The 16,356-nt window shown below is 65.1% G+C and carries 17 protein-coding genes; 6 read left to right on the forward strand and 11 right to left on the reverse strand.

The genetic code is table 11. From position 1 onward, the window contains the following. Nucleotides 1-4: 4 nt before the first annotated feature. The 5 genes from QOU61_RS31910 to QOU61_RS31930 are packed head-to-tail and all read right to left on the reverse strand — an operon-like array spanning nucleotide 5 to nucleotide 4,687. A complete protein-coding gene (locus QOU61_RS31910; RefSeq protein WP_289655156.1) occupies nucleotides 5-754 on the reverse strand; it encodes an ABC transporter ATP-binding protein in 750 nt (249 codons plus the stop codon). After that, nucleotides 741-1,469, reverse strand: coding sequence for an ABC transporter ATP-binding protein (locus tag QOU61_RS31915; RefSeq protein WP_289655157.1), 729 nt, complete (start codon nucleotides 1,467-1,469; stop codon nucleotides 741-743). Before QOU61_RS31915 ends, QOU61_RS31910 begins: the two co-directional genes overlap by 14 nt. Nucleotide 1,470: 1 nt before the next feature. After that, complete coding sequence (locus QOU61_RS31920) at nucleotides 1,471-2,484, reverse strand: branched-chain amino acid ABC transporter permease (protein ID WP_289655158.1); 1,014 nt, start codon at nucleotides 2,482-2,484, stop codon at nucleotides 1,471-1,473. Then, on the reverse strand, nucleotides 2,481-3,347 hold the full coding sequence (locus QOU61_RS31925; RefSeq protein ID WP_289655159.1) for a branched-chain amino acid ABC transporter permease: 867 nt from the start codon (nucleotides 3,345-3,347) through the stop codon (nucleotides 2,481-2,483). Before QOU61_RS31925 ends, QOU61_RS31920 begins: the two co-directional genes overlap by 4 nt. A 38-nt stretch (nucleotides 3,348-3,385) precedes the next feature. Continuing rightward, complete coding sequence (locus QOU61_RS31930; protein ID WP_289655160.1) at nucleotides 3,386-4,687, reverse strand: ABC transporter substrate-binding protein; 1,302 nt, start codon at nucleotides 4,685-4,687, stop codon at nucleotides 3,386-3,388. A 232-nt stretch (nucleotides 4,688-4,919) separates the two neighbouring features. On the opposite strand from QOU61_RS31930, the gene QOU61_RS31935 reads away from it, so the two are divergent. Then, nucleotides 4,920-5,828 carry a LysR family transcriptional regulator gene (locus QOU61_RS31935; RefSeq protein ID WP_289655161.1) on the forward strand — a complete coding sequence of 303 codons (909 nt, stop codon included), beginning with the start codon at nucleotides 4,920-4,922 and terminating at the stop codon, nucleotides 5,826-5,828. Nucleotides 5,829-5,835: 7 nt separating this feature from the next. Here QOU61_RS31935 and QOU61_RS31940 read toward each other — a convergent pair whose 3' ends face one another. Genes QOU61_RS31940 through QOU61_RS31965 form a run of 6 tightly spaced genes read right to left on the reverse strand, consistent with a single transcriptional unit; the run spans nucleotide 5,836 to nucleotide 11,514 of the window. Beyond that, nucleotides 5,836-6,582: an SDR family NAD(P)-dependent oxidoreductase gene (locus tag QOU61_RS31940; protein WP_289655162.1), complete on the reverse strand. Its 747-nt coding sequence runs from the start codon at nucleotides 6,580-6,582 to the stop codon at nucleotides 5,836-5,838. 21 nt (nucleotides 6,583-6,603) lie between these two features. Then, entirely contained in the window at nucleotides 6,604-7,794 is a 1,191-nt protein-coding gene (locus QOU61_RS31945) for a Rid family hydrolase (RefSeq protein ID WP_289655163.1), read from the reverse strand. Nucleotides 7,795-7,835: 41 nt separating this feature from the next. After that, nucleotides 7,836-8,588 (reverse strand): 2-amino-5-chloromuconate deaminase CnbZ, encoded by a 753-nt coding sequence (gene cnbZ / locus QOU61_RS31950; protein ID WP_289655164.1) that lies wholly within the window; start codon nucleotides 8,586-8,588, stop codon nucleotides 7,836-7,838. A 55-nt stretch (nucleotides 8,589-8,643) separates the two neighbouring features. Next, nucleotides 8,644-9,675 (reverse strand): TRAP transporter substrate-binding protein, encoded by a 1,032-nt coding sequence (locus QOU61_RS31955; RefSeq protein WP_289655165.1) that lies wholly within the window; start codon nucleotides 9,673-9,675, stop codon nucleotides 8,644-8,646. 22 nt (nucleotides 9,676-9,697) lie between these two features. Beyond that, a complete protein-coding gene (locus QOU61_RS31960) occupies nucleotides 9,698-10,978 on the reverse strand; it encodes a TRAP transporter large permease (RefSeq protein WP_289655166.1) in 1,281 nt (426 codons plus the stop codon). Continuing rightward, nucleotides 10,969-11,514 (reverse strand): TRAP transporter small permease, encoded by a 546-nt coding sequence (locus QOU61_RS31965; protein WP_289655167.1) that lies wholly within the window; start codon nucleotides 11,512-11,514, stop codon nucleotides 10,969-10,971. Before QOU61_RS31965 ends, QOU61_RS31960 begins: the two co-directional genes overlap by 10 nt. A gap of 330 nt (nucleotides 11,515-11,844) precedes the next feature. Here QOU61_RS31965 and QOU61_RS31970 point away from each other — a divergent pair, with 330 nt between their 5' ends. The 5 genes from QOU61_RS31970 to QOU61_RS31990 are packed head-to-tail and all read left to right on the forward strand — an operon-like array spanning nucleotide 11,845 to nucleotide 16,338. Next, on the forward strand, nucleotides 11,845-13,035 hold the full coding sequence (locus QOU61_RS31970; RefSeq protein WP_354142550.1) for an amino acid ABC transporter substrate-binding protein: 1,191 nt from the start codon (nucleotides 11,845-11,847) through the stop codon (nucleotides 13,033-13,035). A gap of 16 nt (nucleotides 13,036-13,051) precedes the next feature. Further along, on the forward strand, nucleotides 13,052-13,918 hold the full coding sequence (locus tag QOU61_RS31975; protein ID WP_289655169.1) for a branched-chain amino acid ABC transporter permease: 867 nt from the start codon (nucleotides 13,052-13,054) through the stop codon (nucleotides 13,916-13,918). Beyond that, a complete protein-coding gene (locus QOU61_RS31980; RefSeq protein WP_289655170.1) occupies nucleotides 13,915-14,859 on the forward strand; it encodes a branched-chain amino acid ABC transporter permease in 945 nt (314 codons plus the stop codon). The genes QOU61_RS31975 and QOU61_RS31980 overlap by 4 nt, the downstream gene beginning before the upstream one ends. Next, on the forward strand, nucleotides 14,852-15,613 hold the full coding sequence (locus QOU61_RS31985) for an ABC transporter ATP-binding protein (RefSeq protein ID WP_289655171.1): 762 nt from the start codon (nucleotides 14,852-14,854) through the stop codon (nucleotides 15,611-15,613). The genes QOU61_RS31980 and QOU61_RS31985 overlap by 8 nt, the downstream gene beginning before the upstream one ends. Beyond that, nucleotides 15,610-16,338 carry an ABC transporter ATP-binding protein gene (locus QOU61_RS31990; RefSeq protein WP_289655172.1) on the forward strand — a complete coding sequence of 243 codons (729 nt, stop codon included), beginning with the start codon at nucleotides 15,610-15,612 and terminating at the stop codon, nucleotides 16,336-16,338. Before QOU61_RS31985 ends, QOU61_RS31990 begins: the two co-directional genes overlap by 4 nt. Nucleotides 16,339-16,356: the final 18 nt, after the last annotated feature.

The following is a 16,356-nucleotide window of genomic DNA, read 5'->3' on the forward strand; positions in this document are numbered from 1 at the left end:
CGGGCTATCGATGGTGCGCCGGGGCCGGTTCTGGGGAGGACCTGGCGCGGCCAAAGAAGATTTCCTCGAGCGCTGCGCTGCCCAGAAGCTCGGTGCTAGGTCCGGAGAGGGCCACCTGCCCGGCCTTCAGCACATAGGCGCGATGGCTGAAGGCGAGCGCCTGGCGGACATTCTGCTCGATGATGAGGATAGCGAGACCTTCGCGGTTGAGCTGCAGCAGCGCCCTGGTGACTTCATCGCGGAAGCGCGGCGACAGGCCGATGAACGGCTCGTCCACCAGAAGCAGTCTCGGATCGCCCATCAGCCCGCGTCCGATCGCGCACATCTGCTGCTCGCCGCCGGACATCGAATTGGCGACCTGCCGCTCGCGCTCCTTCAGGCGCGGGAAAAGTTCATACACCCGCTCGAAGCGTCGCTTGAGCATCTGCGGATCCGGCTTCGGGCCGGCCCCCAGCAGCAGATTCTCAAGAACGGTCATGTAGGGAAACAGGCGGTGCCGCTCGAGCACATGGCTGACGCCGAGCCGGCTGATCCTGTGCGCCGGCAACGCATGCAGCGCATGGCCGTCGAACCATATTTCGCCGGACACCAGCCTGTTCAGCCGGGAAACCGCATTCATCAAGGTGCTCTTGCCCGATCCGTTGGGTCCAAGCAGGCAGACGATCTCGCCGGGCTCGACGCGGATCGAGGCATTCCACAGCACCTGCACGTCGCCGAGCGCGACGCCGATCTCCCGCGTCTCAAGCAGCGACATCGTCGTCCCCCAGATAGGCGCGTATCAGCCGCTCGTCGCGCATCACTTCCTGCGCCGGCCCGTCGGCGATCTTGCGCCCCAGCGTCATGGCAATGAGACGGTCGGCGATGCCGGTCAGCGCCTCGAGATTGTGCTCGATCACCACCAGCGTGGTGCCCTGGTCGCGAATCTGGCGAAGCATGTCCAGCACCTCCGCGATGCTGCCCGGATCGACGCCGCCGAGCGGCTCGTCGAGCAGCAGCACCTGCGGCCGCGTCGTCAAGGCGCGCGCGATATCGAGCCGCTTGCGCTGACCCGTGCTCGCCCCCGACGACGGCCGGTCCAGGCAATGCGAAAGACCGACCCGCGCGATCGCCTGCTCGGCCTCGACGCGCGCCGCCCTCACATCATTGGTCCGGGTCAGCGCCGCGATGGTGGCGTTTTCGACGAAGCTCATGCTCGAGAATGGACGCGGCGTCTGAAAGGTGCGAACGAGCCCCAGGCGGGCGATCTCGTGCGATGACCGTGTTCCCAGCGACTTGCCGCTCAGCAGCACGTCTCCGGTGTTGCGTGGGACGTCGCCGCAGATCACGCCGAACAGCGTCGATTTTCCGGCGCCGTTCGGGCCGACGATGCCGAGGATCTCGTTCCTGCGCACCGCAAAGGACACCTCGCTCAGCGCATTGAGGCCGCCGAAGCGCACCGACACGTCGCGAACCTCGAGGACCGCTTCCATCTCAGGCCTTTCGATTGCGCGCGTAGACACGACGCACAAGGCTCATGATGCCACCGGGACAATAGGCCGCGACCAGCATGATCAGCGCGCCATAGATCAGCAGATCCAGGTTGCGACCACCGCCCGAAAAATAGATCCGCGAATATTCCGAGATGGTCACGAGCACCACGCTGCCGATGATCGGGCCGGCCACGGTGCCGATGCCGCCAAAGATCGCAATCAGCGCGATGACGACGGAGATCGACGGAGACAGGACGCTCGGCGGATCGATCAGCAGCACATATTGCGCATAAAACGTGCCGCAGAATCCGAGGATGCCGGCGCTGATCACCATCGCGATCAACTTGAAGCGCAGCGGCGAAAAGCCGAGGCTGCGCGCGGCGTCCTCGTCGTCACGGATCGCCTTCAGGACATGCCCGATCTTGGAGCGCTCCATCCAGACTACGAACAATGTCACCGACGTCAGCATCGCGAGCGCGATATAGTAGTAAGGCACCTTGTTGCGGTGGAATTCGAAATTGAGCCAGCCGGCCGGGCGGATCGGCAGCTCGAGCCCGATCGCCGCGCCGACAAAGGACCACTCGGAAAACAGCAGATGAACGGATTCGGCCACGATCAGCGTCGCGATCACGAAGTAATGGCTCCGGAGCCGGAAGCACGGCAGGCCGATCAGCCAACCGGCCGCGCCCGATACGAGAACGGCGAGCACGGCGCCCAGCCAGGGATTGAGCCCGAACGTCACCGCGGCGACGGTCGAGGTATAGGCGCCAAGCCCGAAGAACAGGCCGTGGCCGAGGGATGTCTGGCCGGCATAGCCGCCGAGGATATTCCAGGCCTGCCCCATCGTCGCGTAGAGGAAGATGATGGTCAGCAGCCGCAACTCGAACGGACGGCCACCGAGCGCAAGCGGGAGCAGCAACAAGATCGCAGCCAGGACGGCGAAGGCGACAGCGTGGCCCATCGAGGATGTGGGACGCAGGCCGGCAACGGGGATCGCTCGCGACGTCTGGTTCATAGCCGGCCCAGCAATCCTCGTGGCCGCAGCAGCACCACGGCGAGATACAGCACATAGACAGGGACGAATTTCAGGGTGGATGCGACGAACAGCCCCGATATCACCTGCAGCACGCCGATGATGACGCCGGCGACCAGCGCGCCGCTCATCGAGCCGAAGCCGCCCAGCGCCACCGTCACATAGGCAATGAGCACGAAGACTGCGCCCACGCGCGGGAACACGTAGTAGAAGTTGGCAAGCAGCGAGCCCGCGACACCGACGCAGGCCGACGCCAACCCCCAGGAGAGCGCATTGATCCGGTCGGCGTCGATGCCCATCGTGAGTGCCGCTACCCGGTCCTGCGACACCGCGCGAAGCGCGCGACCGAGCTCGGTCCTGAACACCAGCGCATAGAGACCTGCGGTACAGATCAGGGCGCCGGCGGCGGCCGCGATCTGCGGCATCGGCAGCGTGATGCCGCCGACCCGCCATGAGCCGCTCAACAGGCTGTGGTCGATCGAAAAATAGTCGGCACCGAACAGGAATTGCGCGGCAGCCTGCATGAATACCATCAGGCCGAAGGTCGCGAAGATCTCGGCATGGGTCGCGCCGCCGATCACCTTGCGCATCAGCAGGTAGTAGACGGCCACGCCAAAGCCGAACATGGCGAGCGCAACGAATGGCAGACTGACCAGCGGATCGAGGCCGCCCAGCGCGAACGCAAAATAGGTCGCGTACATGCTGAGCATGAGGAATTCGCCGTGGGCGAAGTTCACGACACCCATCACGCCGTAGATCAGGGCGAGACCGATCGCGATCAGCGCGAAGATGAATCCCATGCCGAGGCCGCTCACCAGAAGCTGGATCAGCAGTTCAACGGTCATTGGCTATCTTGATTCCTGCAAAAGGGCGTAGCGCCGCGTCACTCGGAAGCCGGCTTCGGCCACACCAGCTTCGCCTGTGCGATATTGAATGGCCATACCGTCACGGGCTTGCCCTGAAGCGTCTGGACAAAGATGCCGCGCGCCTTGGTGTTCTGCCCCTTGGCGTCGAACTTGACGCCGTCCCAGGGCATGATCAGGCTGGACGGCGGCAGATCAGTCGCCTGCAGCGCTTTCTGGATGGCCGCCGGTTCGGTCGAGCCGGCGCGGTTGATTGCATCCGCCAGCGTCATCATCGCAAGGAAGGCGCGCGCCGGCGTGCCGTCCATCGCCTTGTTGTAACGGTCCTGATACAGCTTTCCGACCTCGGCGGTCAGCGGATTCTTTCCGGCAAGGTCGAGCGCCCAGTGTTCGCGAACCAGGAAATAGTTCGCATCGTCCTTCAGCGCGTTGCGGAACGCGGTGGAGCTGAACGCCGCACCGATCGCAAGCACGCCCTGGGGCGCGAAGTTGAACTGTCGGTAGGTCTTTGCGAACAGGATGGCTTCGGCGTCATAGGAAGCATGGACGACGACGTCGGGCTTCAGCCGGATCAGCCGCTGCACTTCGCTGGTAACGTCGGTCGTGCCTTGCTGATAGCCGATATTCGCCGCCAGCGTGAATTCGGGAAACTCCTTGAAATAGCCCTCCATCGAGGTGCCGAATTCCTGTCCCCACAGCGTGTTCTCGTGAACGACGGCAATCGTCTTGATCTTCTGCTCGCGCGTCGCGTTCAGATCGCGCAGGAACAGGAAGAAATCCCTGGCTTGCTCGCGCGACGTCGGCGTCGTCCGGAACAGCCATTTGTAGCCGCGCTCGGTGAGTGGCGTGGCCTCAGCTTCGGCGATGAGGAACGGGACCTCGTTCCGCTCGGCGACCTGCGCCACCGTCGCGGCCACGGAGCTGAGAAACGTGCCGATCAGCGCAGCGACCTTCTGCTGGGTGATCATCCGTTCGGCTTCAGCGGCGCCCACTTCGGGCGATGCCTGATGGTCGGCAGCCACAAGCTCGATCCTGGCGCCGCCGAGGCCCGGCAATCCGCCGGGCTTGGCGAACGGCAGATGGCTGTCAGGATACTTGCCGTTGATCACGTCGACGGCGAGCTTGACGGCGTTAAGGGTATCCTCGCCCGATTTCGCGACCGCGCCGGACAGCGGATAGAGCGCCCCGATGCGGACCACCTGCTCGGCATGTGCCGCGGATGTCCCCAGCACGGCGCCGCCGAGCAACAGGGCGAAGCAGCCTCCCGCAAAGCCACGCAGCAACGCGCGCCTTGCGCTTCCCCTCTTCCGACGGTGATCCATCGCATTCCTCCAGGCGTTATTTGCGGGCAGCTTGCGAAGGCAGCCTCGTTCTCACAAGATCAATCTTTTGTGCGGTGTGTTGCCGGACGGGCAACGAGCTGGTCGAGGCGTCGGCGGGATTGCAGGGGCGCTTGCGATCTACCTCAGCATGCGAACGCGGGGACGGAACGCCGGAAAGTGGGTTGCCGTCGAGGGCCGCTTTCTGCAAGAATGTTGCCGTTGAGGCAACGCAATGAACATTGAATCCACGCTGATCCGCTATTTCCGCGAGGTTTATCGGCTCCGCTCCATCCGCCAGGCATCCTCGACCCTCAACGTGGCGCCGTCGGCGGTGAGCAGGCAAATTCTCCGGCTGGAGCACATGGTGGGCATGCCGCTGTTCGAACGGCTGCCGCGCGGCGTTGCGCCGACCGAAGCGGCCGAAGTCCTCGCCCGCTTCTCGCGCAACTTCCTTCTGGATGTCGAGCGCGTCCGCGGCGAGATCGATTCCCTGCGCGGCCTCAACCGCGGTCACATCCGCATCATGTCGACGGAAGGGTTGATCGCCTATTTGCTCAACCGCTCGATCGCGGCGTTCCGCCGCAAATATCCCGGCGTCACCTACGAGCTGGCGATGGCCGGAACGGGGGCGGTCGCGCGGTGCCTGTCGGAAGGAACCGCCGACATCGGCCTCGTCTTCCAAGCCGAACCGGACGAGCAGTTGAGCTTCGCGGCACAGATCCGCGATCCCCTCTGCGCCGTGATGGCACCCGGTCATCCGCTGGCGGAAGCCGAGATGCTCGAACTCCCCGAAATCCTGCGCCACGCCGTCGGCATTCCGGAAAAGAGCTTCGGCATTCGCCGCCTGATCGATGCGGCGGTCAGCGCCGAGAAACTGCGGCTGTCTCCCATGCTGGTGAGCAATTCGATCGAAGCGCTGAAGGGCTTTGCACGCTACGGCGGCGGCGTGACGTTCCTGCCGAGCCTGCCGATCCGGCGCGAACTCGACCGCCGGGTGCTGGTGAGCATCCCGATCGCGGAAAAGACGTTTCAGCGAACCTCCCATGACATCTGCGTGCTGGCCGATCGGCGCTTGCCGCTCGCGGTCGAAAAATTCGTCGAGCAGGTCAGGATCGAGGCCAACCAGCCGCCCGAGGATTGAACGCAGGTCACTGCATATAGGCGCCGCCATTGATGGCAAGCGTCTGGCCGGTGACGAAGCTGGCCTCGCGCGAAGCGAGGAATACGGCTGCGCCCGAGACCTCCTCGACATCGCCGAAGCGGCCGAGCGGCGTCATCGCATTGAGCTTGTCGCGCAGCTCCTGCGGCCAGTTGGCGGTCGCATCGGTCTCGATGTCGGCCGGCGCAAGGCAGTTGACGCGGATGCCGTGCGGCGCGAACCGGCGAGCCAGCGAGCGGGTGAGACCGATCACGGCGGCCTTGGACGAGGCATAGGCGGGGCTGCCTGCGATCCCGCCATGCTGGCCCGCGATCGAGGACATGTTGATGATGGCGCCGCCGCCATTCCGCCGCATCGAGAGCGCGGCGTCGCGCGCGGCGAAGAAGACGGCGCGAAGATTGACGTCGTGAACGCGGTCCCATTCCTCCGGTGTCAATTCCCACTCGCTCAAGCGGCTGACGATGCCGGCATTGTTCACCAGCACATCGATACGGCCGAAATGCTCGATTACGACATCGACAAGATCGGACGCCGCGCCGTCCCGCGAAAGATCGGCAAGGAAGCCGTGGTGCGGCCCGTCGGCGCCAAACGACGCGGCCGCTCGCGCGATGCTGCCGCTGCTGGTGCCTGAAAACGCCACGGTCGCCCCTTCCGTCAGGAAAGCCCGCACGATCGCCGCACCGATGCCGCGCGTGCCACCCGTGACCAGCGCGATCTTGCCCTCAAGCCGCTTCATGAAGTTTGTCTCCGGAATTTTTTAGGATGCAGCTCGCGGCGGCGCGACCTGCAGGATGCTGGCCGCATCGCCATGGCGATGTGCGACGGCCTCGACCTGTACCCGCGCGCGGGTTTCGGACAGCTGGCCGAGCACCGTGGCACGCGGCACATAGGGGGCGGCCACGTTGGCGCCATAGCCTGCATTGAAGCCGGCGTAGTCGCGCCAATCGGTCAGCACGTTGTTGGTGCGCAGGATCGAGTCCACCGGAAAGCCTGCCGCATCCACCAGCGAGTGGACGCGCTCCCAGGCCGCCCGCGTCTGCTGTGCGACGTCACCTGCCGACTCCTGATCAAGACCGTGCTGTCCTCCGATGAAGAGAAGATCGCCGGCCAGCATCGCGGGGGCCGACACGCCGGCACGCAGCGGCGCGGACCTGGTCTCGATCGGACGGCCGCCGCCTTTGACGGCGACCGTCTCGATGGTCAGGCGCCAGTCCGCAGCAGCGAGCGGCGCCCCGACGAAGGTACAGGCAGGCAGCCGATCGCCGAAGAAGCGCCGAAGCTCTTCATCGACCACCGCTCGTTCGCGGAGATCGGCAAGCGTCAGGTGCAGGCTGCAAACATCGGCGGGCTTGAGATCTGCCGCAGCGAGCATCGCGGCGAGATTGCGCAGCGTAGCGACCGCCTGTTGCCTGCCGTCGTGCGAACCGACCTGGCCATCGATGTCGATCGGGCGCGCGGTCGCATAGTGGACACCGTCGCAGAGCACCCCGCCGCCGGCTTCACCTGGAACTGATGCCTGTCCCGGCGCCTGCAACGCCCGCGCATCGCCATCAATGACGGCGACCGCGTCGAGCTCGATCGCTGCCTGCGGCAGCGGAAAATCCCACGATCCGACCACGCTATGCGCGATCTTTATGCCGGCGAAGCGCGCTGCAAACGCCCGGGCATAGATCGCGACGTCGCGCGGAAACGCAATGTAGGTTTTCACCCGCACGAGGTCCGCAAGCTCCGCCCCCATCAGGGACAGCGTGGTTGCGAGATTGTCGAACATCCGCTCCACCTGCGCGGCCATGTCGATCCGGCCGACTTGGTCGCCTGCCAGCCGCAAATCCGGAAACACGCCGGCGACCGCGCCAACATGAACCAGGCTTCCGACACGGGCGGCGTGCGAGAAGTGCGCGATCGGCCGCATCAGGCGGTCAGTGAGGATGATATTCTTGCGCGACATTGGATCGCTCCGGCTGGCGTGGCCCAAGGCTGAGATAAGGCTCAGATCACGAGTTCGCAGCCGACGCCGCGAACATCCATCTCGTAGTCCAGGTCAACGACGGGCGGCCGCGCGAAATGCCAGCTCAGGCCGCTCCGGCTGGCGCCGCGCGCGACGATCTCGGTTTCGAGGAACGGGTGAATGTCGTAGACGGTGTAGAGATGCGTGCCTGTCGTGTCGGCCCATCCCGCACCGAGCGCCGTCATGCGGCGTTCCATCTCGCCAAGCACCCAGCGCGCTTTCGCGGTCAATCCTTCCGCCGATCGATCGCCGACACGGATGGCGTGGTCGCGATAATTGCCGCGGCCCTCGGGCGCCTCGCCGCTGCCGGCCACCACGAAGCCTCCCGGGCCACTGGCCAGTTTCGGCCGCGTATAGCAGAAGGCGTAAAGGCTCACTTCGCCGGGCGGCGCCACCTTCGGGCAGACATTGGTCCGTGCCACGGGATTGACGCCGTCGCGGATCAGGCCCCAGCGGTCGAGCAAACCCACATATTGCCGGTTGAACGCGGCGAACCCGTCCTCGGCGAATGGCGCAGGCGAGCGAAGCTCGCAGGCGCAGAACGAGGCCGGCGAGCGCCGCTCCGTTGCGAGATGCGCCTCGACCACGGGGATCGCCTGCGCCAGCGGAAGGGGTTCGCGCAGCCGAACGCGCACAATTTCGAAACCATCATCCGCGCGCACGCCGGCGGAATACTGGAATACGCCGGGGATGAAGTTATAGCCGCCGGGAGCAAATGAAACGAGATCAGTCATCATATCCATCGAAGGTTGACAGGAACGCCTTGGGCCGGAGAGCGGCCCGGAAGCATCAGGAGGATTGGATGGTCTTGATCAGCTCGGCCGCGCCTGGCGTTGCCTTGCCGAATTCTTCCCAGACCGGCCGCATCGCCTCGACCCACTTGTCGCGGTCGGAAAGCTCGACGAAGGTCATGCCGTTCTTCTTGGCCTCCTCGCGGGCGCTTGCCGTGCGATCCTCGAACACCTTGCGCTCGATTACCGCGGCTTCCCGCGCCGTGTCGCTCAGCACGGCCTGGAAGTCCGCCGGCAGGCTTTCGAAGAAGGCCTTCGACATGATCACCGGGCGTGGCTCGACCACATAGCTCGACCAGGTGAAGAATTTCACGACCTCGTAGAATTTGGCGAGCGTCACGGTCAGCAGATCGTTGGCGGTGCCATCCACGGTGCCTTGCTGGAGCGCCGTGTATATCTCCGGATAAGGCAGCGGCGTCGGCACGGCGCCGAGCGCACGAAAGCCGTCGATGACCGCGCGGTTCTGGATGACGCGCATCTTGACGCCCTTGAAATCTGCAAGGCTCTGGATCGGCGCCTTGCGCGTCTGGAAATGCTGGTCGCCGGCGCTGAAATAGGCGAGAACCTTGAATCCCTTGCTCGCCGCCTGCTCTCCGATTTTTACGCCGAGCGCGCCGTCCGCGAGGCTGTACATCTGCGCCATGTCGCGGATCAGGAACGGCAGCTCGACGACGTTGTAGGCAGGCACGAAGCCGGCCCAGGCGCCGGCCCCCACGCCGATATGGATCGCGCCGGCGAGGATACCCTCGTTGATGGTGCGCTCATCGCCGAGCTGGGCGGTGTGATAGATCTGGAAATCGACGTCGCCGCCGGTGCGGCTCTCGATCGCGTTCTTCCAGGAACGGAAGCCGTCGACATAGGGAAAGTTCTCGGGCGTGATCGTCGCCGCCTTCAGCGTGATCTTTTTCGGCAGCTTGATGATGGCGGGCTGAGCCGGCGCTCCGCGCGACACCAGCAGCGATGCCGCTCCGAGGACGGACAGATTGAGAAACCGGCGGCGACGGCGGTCGAATGGCTTGCGTCTGGTCATGGGGCAATACTCCAGCCTTTCATCAACCGAACACCAGTCGCGGCACGACCAGCGTCAGCCAGGGGAAGATCATCAGGATGAGGATGCCGAGCGCGAGCACCACGGTGTATGGCAGCATGGCGCGGAAGGTCTGATCCGCGGTCAGGCCGGCGAACGAGCTCGCGATGAACAGGCCGATGCCGACCGGCGGAAGGAACAGGCCAAGACCGGTGGCGGCGACCACGACGATCGAATAGTGCAGCGGATCGATATGGAATTTGATCGCGATCGGCAGGAAGATCGGCAGGCAGATGATGATCGCGGGCAACCCCTCGAGCACCGCCGCGAGCACGGTGAACACCGCTATGCTGAGCACGTAGAAGATGAGCGGCGAGGACGAGAGCGCCAGCATCAGCGCCGCCAGCTTGGTCGGCACCTGCTCATACGCCAGAATCCAGGAAAAGCTCGAAGCCGCCCCCACCATGAAGATGACGACGCCGCTGGTGACCGCGCTGTCGATGAAAATCTTCGGGAGCTGGCTCGGCTTGATCTCCTTGTAGACGAAGACGCCGACCACGAAGGCGTAGACGACGGCAAGGACCGCGGCTTCCGTCGGATCGGCAATGCCGGTCAGGATGGCGCCGAAGATGATGACCGGCATCATCAGCGGCACCAGAGCGCGCACCAGGGCACGGCCCCGCTCCTTCCAGCTCGCCCGTATGTCGCCGCCAATGCCGTCGCGTCGCGCCTGGACGTAGATCAGGGCCATCAGCGCAATGGCCAGCACCGCCGCCGGCACGAAGCCGGCGAGAAACAGCGCGCCGACCGAAAGCCCGGCGATCTGCGCGATCACCACCATGATCAGGCAAGGCGGGATCAGGATTCCCATCGCGGAAGACGCCGACACGATGGCAACCGCACGGTCAGGCTTGAAGCCGATCCGCACCAGCGAGGGGATCATCAATGCGCCGATCGCCGAGACGTCCGCCACCGTCGATCCGGAAATGCCCGAAAACAGCATTTCCGCGACCACCACCGCCATGCCGAGGCCACCGCGAATATGACCGACCAGCGTGCGCGCCAGCTCCACCAGCCGCGCCGAGATGCCGCCCGTCTCCATTAGGGCGCCGGCGAGGATGAACAGGGGAATGGCGAGCAGGACGAAGGAGTCCGCGCCCGCAACGATCCGCTGCGGCACGATCAAGAGCGGCGCGGCATCGGCAATGATCAGGCCGATGGTCGCGGAGACGCCGATGGCGAAAGCGACCGGCGCCGTCAGCAACAGCATGACGACGAATGTCGCGATCATGACCGTCACCGCCATCGGTCGACACCTTCATCGCTTCGATCGCCACGGGAATGCACTGTGTCAGGAGCCGCGCCATGTCCCCCCGGCAGCGGCAATGGCCGCCCGCGAATCGTGTTCAGGAAATGCTCGGCGGCAAAAATGAACATCAGCGCACCGCTCACCGGCACGATCGCGTAGAGATAGCCCATGCTCCATTCCATGGTCGGCGAGGTCTGAAACCAGCTCACCTGGGCGATGGCGATGCCGTAGCGGACGAGGACCACCGACATCGCGAGGACGGTCGCGATGGAAAAAAGCTGGACCGCGATCTGCCATCGCTGCGGAATCCACTTCGCCGCGACCAGAAGCTGAAAATGTCCCCACTGCCTGACGGCCACGGTGGCAGCGACGAAAGTCATGCCGATCAGCAGAAACCGCGCCGCCTCCTCGGTCCATCCGAGGCCGACATGAAGGAAGTAGCGCGCAACCACATTGGCCAGGACGATCAGGACGATCGCCAGCAGCATCAGGGCGGCGATCCCCTGCAGGACCAGCGCGAGCCAACGGGTCAATTGAATACTCCTTCGCGGGCACTGCTCGGTGGCAGCGCCCGGCTGCGCGCCAACGTGGACGGCACTCCCTCGCCCAACAAGATCAATTTTGGCGTCGCGTCGTTGCCGCGAGAGCAACACTGCCGTACCTTACTGGTCGCCAGGGAGGCTAGGCTACCGGCTGAAAGAGACCCGCCTGTGCGACAGGGCTGACCGGCCGCAGCGAGTGTTCTAATTTTCAGGCCGACGATGTCTAAATTCAGCTCTTTACTCGTGCCGGGGCCGCGTCATCCTGAACCGGTACTTTCCTCTGGGGACCCAAGGACATTTCCAATGGCTGTTGCTTCCGCGATGTTCGGGCGCGCCGTGCGCGTTGCCCTGTTGTGTTCGCTGGTCTGGGGTACGGCCGCCGCCGCCGAAGACGTGATCAAGTTCGGCGCGCCGCTGCCGCTGACAGGCCCGCTCGCGCCGGAGGCCATCAAGCAGCAGCAGGGCTACGACCTGTGGGCCGAGCAGGCGAACAAGGCAGGCGGCATCCAGGTCGCTGGCAAGCGCTACAAGATCGAGATCGTCTACGCGGACTACCAGTCCAACACGCCGCGGGCGGTCCAGGCCACCGAACAGATGATCTCGCAGGACAATGTGAACTTCATGTTCGGCGCGTTCGGCTCAGGCGCGGCGAAAGCAGCCAGCACGGTGTCGGAAAAATACAAGGTGCCGACGATCGCGGCGACCGCCTCGTCGGCCCAGGTCTACGATCAGGGCTACAAATACCTGTTCGGCACCTTCACGCCGAACGACACGCTGACCACGCCATTGACGCAGATCGTCAAGGCCAATGCGGCGGCGGTCAAGCGGGTCGCGATCCTGGCGCGCAACGACCTGTTCCCGCTTGCCATCGCGCAGGAGATGGAGAAGTCGGCCAAGGCGAACGGAATCGAGGTGGTCTATTTCGAGAAATACGCCATCGGGACGCTCGATCACGCGGCGGCGCTGTCGCAGATCAAGGCTCTGGCGCCGCAATGGATCTTCGTCACCGGCTACATCAACGATCTGTTGCTGGTGCGTAAGCAGATGACTGATCAGCAGATCAAGGCCGACGTCGTCTCGATGATCGCGGGTCCTGCCTACCAGGAGTTCATCGATGCGGCCGGCGCGAGCGCCGAAAACGTCACTAGCGCGGCGTGGTGGCATCCGGCCGAAAACTACGCCGGCAAGGACATTTTCGGAACCACCGCCAATTATGTGAAGCTGTTCCGGGCGAAGTACAGTTCCGAGCCGGACTACGCGCAGGCTTCCGCTTCCGTATCGGGTGCGCTGTTCCAGATGGCGATCGAACGCGCCGGCTCGCTCGACCGCGACAAGGTCCGCGACGAGCTCGCCAGGCTCGACGAGGTCACCTTCTACGGACCCGTCAAGTTCGGGCCGACCGGCCAGATCACCTCGCTCGAACCACCGGTGTTCCAGATCCAGCAGGGCAAGCCGGTGGTGCTGTTCCCGCAGCAGATCCGGCAGGGCGATTTCAGGCTCGGCGTGAACTGACCGGCAAAGCCGCCCGATGCTCGCGCTCCAGGTCCTCGTCAACGCGATCGTGCTGGGCGCGCTCTACGCCTGCATCGCGATCGGCTTTTCGCTGGTCTGGGGCGTCCTCAACGTCATCAACCTGATCCACGGCTCGCTGATCGTGCTCGGCGCCTACCTTGCCTGGCTGGCGTATCAGCTCGCCGGCATCCCGCCCTGGTATGCACTGCTGATCGCGGCGCCGCTGTTTTTCGTGCTCGGCTATCTCATCCAGCGCATCATCCTCAACCGGGTGATCACGGCGCCGGTGCTGGTGACGCTGACCCTGACGTTCGGGCTCGACCTGATCCTGAACAACGCGATGATCTATTTCTTCAAGGCGGATTACCGCAAGCTGACGCTGATGCCGCCGCCGGGCTCGCTGTCGATCATGGGCGTCGTGGTCCCCGTAGACCGGCTGATTGCCACCGCCGCGGCGCTGGCGCTGACCGCGGCGCTCTACCTGATCATGCGGCGCTCGCGTATCGGCCGCGCCATCGTCGCGGTGCGGCTCGACCGCGACGCGGCCGTGCTGATGGGAGTGAATGTCCAATCCATCTATGCGATCGCCTTCGGGCTGGGCGCAGTGCTCGCCGGCTGCGCCGGCGTGCTGATGGCGATGATCTTCCCGATCTCGGCACTGACCTCGTCGGCCTATCTCGGCAAGGCCTTTGTCGTCTGCGTGCTGGGCGGGCTCGGCAGCGTTTCCGGCGCGCTGGCCGGCGGCCTCCTGCTCGCGCTGATCGAGAGCGCGGGCACGGCAGCCTTCGGTCCGGCGCACGCCACCACCCTCTCTTTCGCCCTGCTCATCCTGTTCCTGATCGTCAGACCGCAGGGCCTGGTCGGGCGAAAGGGTTTTGAATGAAGCGAAACGACCGTATCGCCACCGCGGCGATCGCCGGCCTGGTGCTCGCGCTGGCACTGCTGCCCCTGGTCGGGGGGCCCTACGCCCTGCGCCTCGGCACCATCGCTGGCCTCTACGCGGTGCTGGCCTTGTCCTGGACCATTGTCGGCGGCTTCGCCGGCTATCCTTCCTTCGCAACGGCGGCCTTTTTCGGCTTTGGCGCCTATGCTGCCGGCGTCCTGCTCGGCAAAGGCGTTCCGTTTGCCGCTGCCGTCCTTGCCGCCGTGCTCCTCGCGTTCGTCGTTGCCGCCCTGCTCGGCGCCGTGCTGCTGCGCTTGCGCGGACACTATTTCGCCATCGCAAGCCTGTCGCTGGTCGAGGTCTTTCGCGAAGCCGTGAACAACGCCACCGACCTGACCGGCGGCGGAATGGGTCTCAACATTCCGCTCGCGGCTGGCAGCGGCGTCATGCAGGAATCCATTTTCTTCTTTTACGCCATGTGGGCGCTGCTGGTGCTGACCGCGGCGGTCACCGTCGCGGTCGCCTCCTCCAAGCTGGGTTTCGGGCTCTCCTGCATCCGCCAGAACGAAACCGCCGCGAGCATGATCGGCCTGAACACCACGCTGTACAAGAGCATCGCCTTCGGGCTCTCGGCCGGCGGCGTGGCGGCGGCAGGCGGCATCTACGCCGCCTGGGTGCACTATATCGACCCGTCCGACGCCTTCGACATCCTCTATTCCGTCAAGCCGATCGTCATGGCCCTGATCGGCGGCCTCGGCTCGCCGCTTGGCGCGCTCGCCGGCGCCTTCATCTATCTCGGGCTCGAGGAGACGGTGTGGCGCAATTTCATCCAGATCCACAGCGGTCTGCTTGGCGTTCTGATCGTCGCATTGCTGTTGTTCCTGCCGCGCGGAATGGTGTCGCTCGCCGCGCATCCCCTCTGGAGGGCGCGGCGTGTCTGAGATCCTCCGCCTCGAGGGCGTATCGCGACATTTCAGCGGCCTGAAGGCGCTGAACGACGTGTCGCTGACCATCGCCAGGGGCGAAGTCCTCGGGCTGATCGGCCCCAACGGCGCCGGCAAGACCACGCTCGTCAACGTCGTCACCGGCGTGACGCCTGCCACCGCCGGCAAGGTGATCTTCATGGGGGACGACATCACGCGCGTGAAGACCTACCGCTCCGCCCGTCTCGGGCTGGCACGGACCTTTCAGGTCGTGCAGCCCTTTGCGGAATTCTCCGCGCTCGACAACGTCGCGGGCGCCGCCCTGTTCTCGCAGCCGGGCGCAAGCCTGAAAGGCGCTCGCGAGGCCGCGCGCGAACATCTCGCCTTCGTTGGATTGGAGCAGCAGGCCGGTCAGCCGGCGGCGACGCTCACCCTTGCCATGCGCAAGCGGCTCGAGCTTGCGAAGGCGCTGGCGATGCAGCCCAAGCTCCTCTTCCTCGACGAGGTCAACGCCGGCCTCAACAGCGCCGAGGTCGAGCGGGCAATGCGGCTCATTCACGAGCTCGCGGCGCGCGGCATCACGATCGTCATGATCGAGCATTTGATGAAGGTCGTGCTCAACGTGTGCAGCCGCATTGTCGTGCTGCAGAACGGCCGGCTGATCGCCGACGGGTCACCGCGCGACGTCATCGGAAATCCGGCCGTCGTCGAGGCCTATCTCGGGCACAAATTCGCCGCGCGTCATCACGCCGGAGCGGAGCAGCGACGATGACCGCGCCTTTCGACCTGGAACTGCGCGGTGTCTGCGCCGGCTATGGCGAGATCCAGGTCCTCTGGGGCGTCGACCTTGTCGTGCGCGCGGGCGAGATCACCGCCCTGATCGGATCGAACGGCGCCGGCAAGAGCACGCTGATGCGCGCCTTGTCCGGTCTCATCCCGATCCGCGATGGCACCTGCCGCTGGGGCGAGCAGGACCTGACGCGATGCGACGCTGCCGCGATCATCGCAAGCGGCATCATCCATGTCCCCGAAGGCCGACGCCTGTTCGGCGCGATGTCGGTCGAGGACAACCTGCTGATGGGAGCCTATGCGCGGCGACCGAACCGCGCCAAACTGACGGCCAGCCTCGACCACGTCTATGCCACCTTCCCAAAACTGGCCGAGCGGCGCAGGCAGGCCGCCGCGACACTGTCGGGCGGCGAGCAGCAGATGTGCGCGATCGGCCGGGGCATGATGGGCGCGCCGCGGCTTCTGATGATCGACGAATTGTCGCTCGGGCTCTCGCCGCTCCTGGTCGAGCAGCTGGTCGAGGCACTGCGCCGCCTGAACGCGGAAGGCATGTCGATCCTGCTGGTGGAGCAGGACGTGATCACCGCGCTCGAACTCTGCCACGCCGCCTACATCATGGACATGGGCCGCATCACCCGGTCCGGCCGACCTGACGAACTGCTCGCAGACCCGACTATCCGCGACGCCTATCTCGGCGTGATCGACTGACCCGCACGAAGCCAAGGA

It is taken from the genome of Bradyrhizobium sp. NP1 (assembly GCF_030378205.1).
Classification (GTDB): domain Bacteria; phylum Pseudomonadota; class Alphaproteobacteria; order Rhizobiales; family Xanthobacteraceae; genus Bradyrhizobium.

What these genes read in the sequence shown, in the direction of transcription:
- QOU61_RS31910 (WP_289655156.1), bottom strand. Translation starts at nt 754, where the DNA reads ATGTCGCTGCTTGAGACGCGGGAGATCGGCGTCGCGCTCGGCGACGTG.
- QOU61_RS31915 (WP_289655157.1), bottom strand. Translation starts at nt 1,469, where the DNA reads ATGGAAGCGGTCCTCGAGGTTCGCGACGTGTCGGTGCGCTTCGGCGGC.
- QOU61_RS31920 (WP_289655158.1), bottom strand. Translation starts at nt 2,484, where the DNA reads ATGAACCAGACGTCGCGAGCGATCCCCGTTGCCGGCCTGCGTCCCACA.
- QOU61_RS31925 (WP_289655159.1), bottom strand. Translation starts at nt 3,347, where the DNA reads ATGACCGTTGAACTGCTGATCCAGCTTCTGGTGAGCGGCCTCGGCATG.
- QOU61_RS31930 (WP_289655160.1), bottom strand. Translation starts at nt 4,687, where the DNA reads ATGGATCACCGTCGGAAGAGGGGAAGCGCAAGGCGCGCGTTGCTGCGT.
- QOU61_RS31935 (WP_289655161.1), top strand. Translation starts at nt 4,920, where the DNA reads ATGAACATTGAATCCACGCTGATCCGCTATTTCCGCGAGGTTTATCGG.
- QOU61_RS31940 (WP_289655162.1), bottom strand. Translation starts at nt 6,582, where the DNA reads ATGAAGCGGCTTGAGGGCAAGATCGCGCTGGTCACGGGTGGCACGCGC.
- QOU61_RS31945 (WP_289655163.1), bottom strand. Translation starts at nt 7,794, where the DNA reads ATGTCGCGCAAGAATATCATCCTCACTGACCGCCTGATGCGGCCGATC.
- cnbZ (WP_289655164.1), bottom strand. Translation starts at nt 8,588, where the DNA reads ATGACTGATCTCGTTTCATTTGCTCCCGGCGGCTATAACTTCATCCCC.
- QOU61_RS31955 (WP_289655165.1), bottom strand. Translation starts at nt 9,675, where the DNA reads ATGACCAGACGCAAGCCATTCGACCGCCGTCGCCGCCGGTTTCTCAAT.
- QOU61_RS31960 (WP_289655166.1), bottom strand. Translation starts at nt 10,978, where the DNA reads ATGGCGGTGACGGTCATGATCGCGACATTCGTCGTCATGCTGTTGCTG.
- QOU61_RS31970 (WP_354142550.1), top strand. Translation starts at nt 11,845, where the DNA reads ATGTTCGGGCGCGCCGTGCGCGTTGCCCTGTTGTGTTCGCTGGTCTGG.
- QOU61_RS31975 (WP_289655169.1), top strand. Translation starts at nt 13,052, where the DNA reads ATGCTCGCGCTCCAGGTCCTCGTCAACGCGATCGTGCTGGGCGCGCTC.
- QOU61_RS31980 (WP_289655170.1), top strand. Translation starts at nt 13,915, where the DNA reads ATGAAGCGAAACGACCGTATCGCCACCGCGGCGATCGCCGGCCTGGTG.
- QOU61_RS31990 (WP_289655172.1), top strand. Translation starts at nt 15,610, where the DNA reads ATGACCGCGCCTTTCGACCTGGAACTGCGCGGTGTCTGCGCCGGCTAT.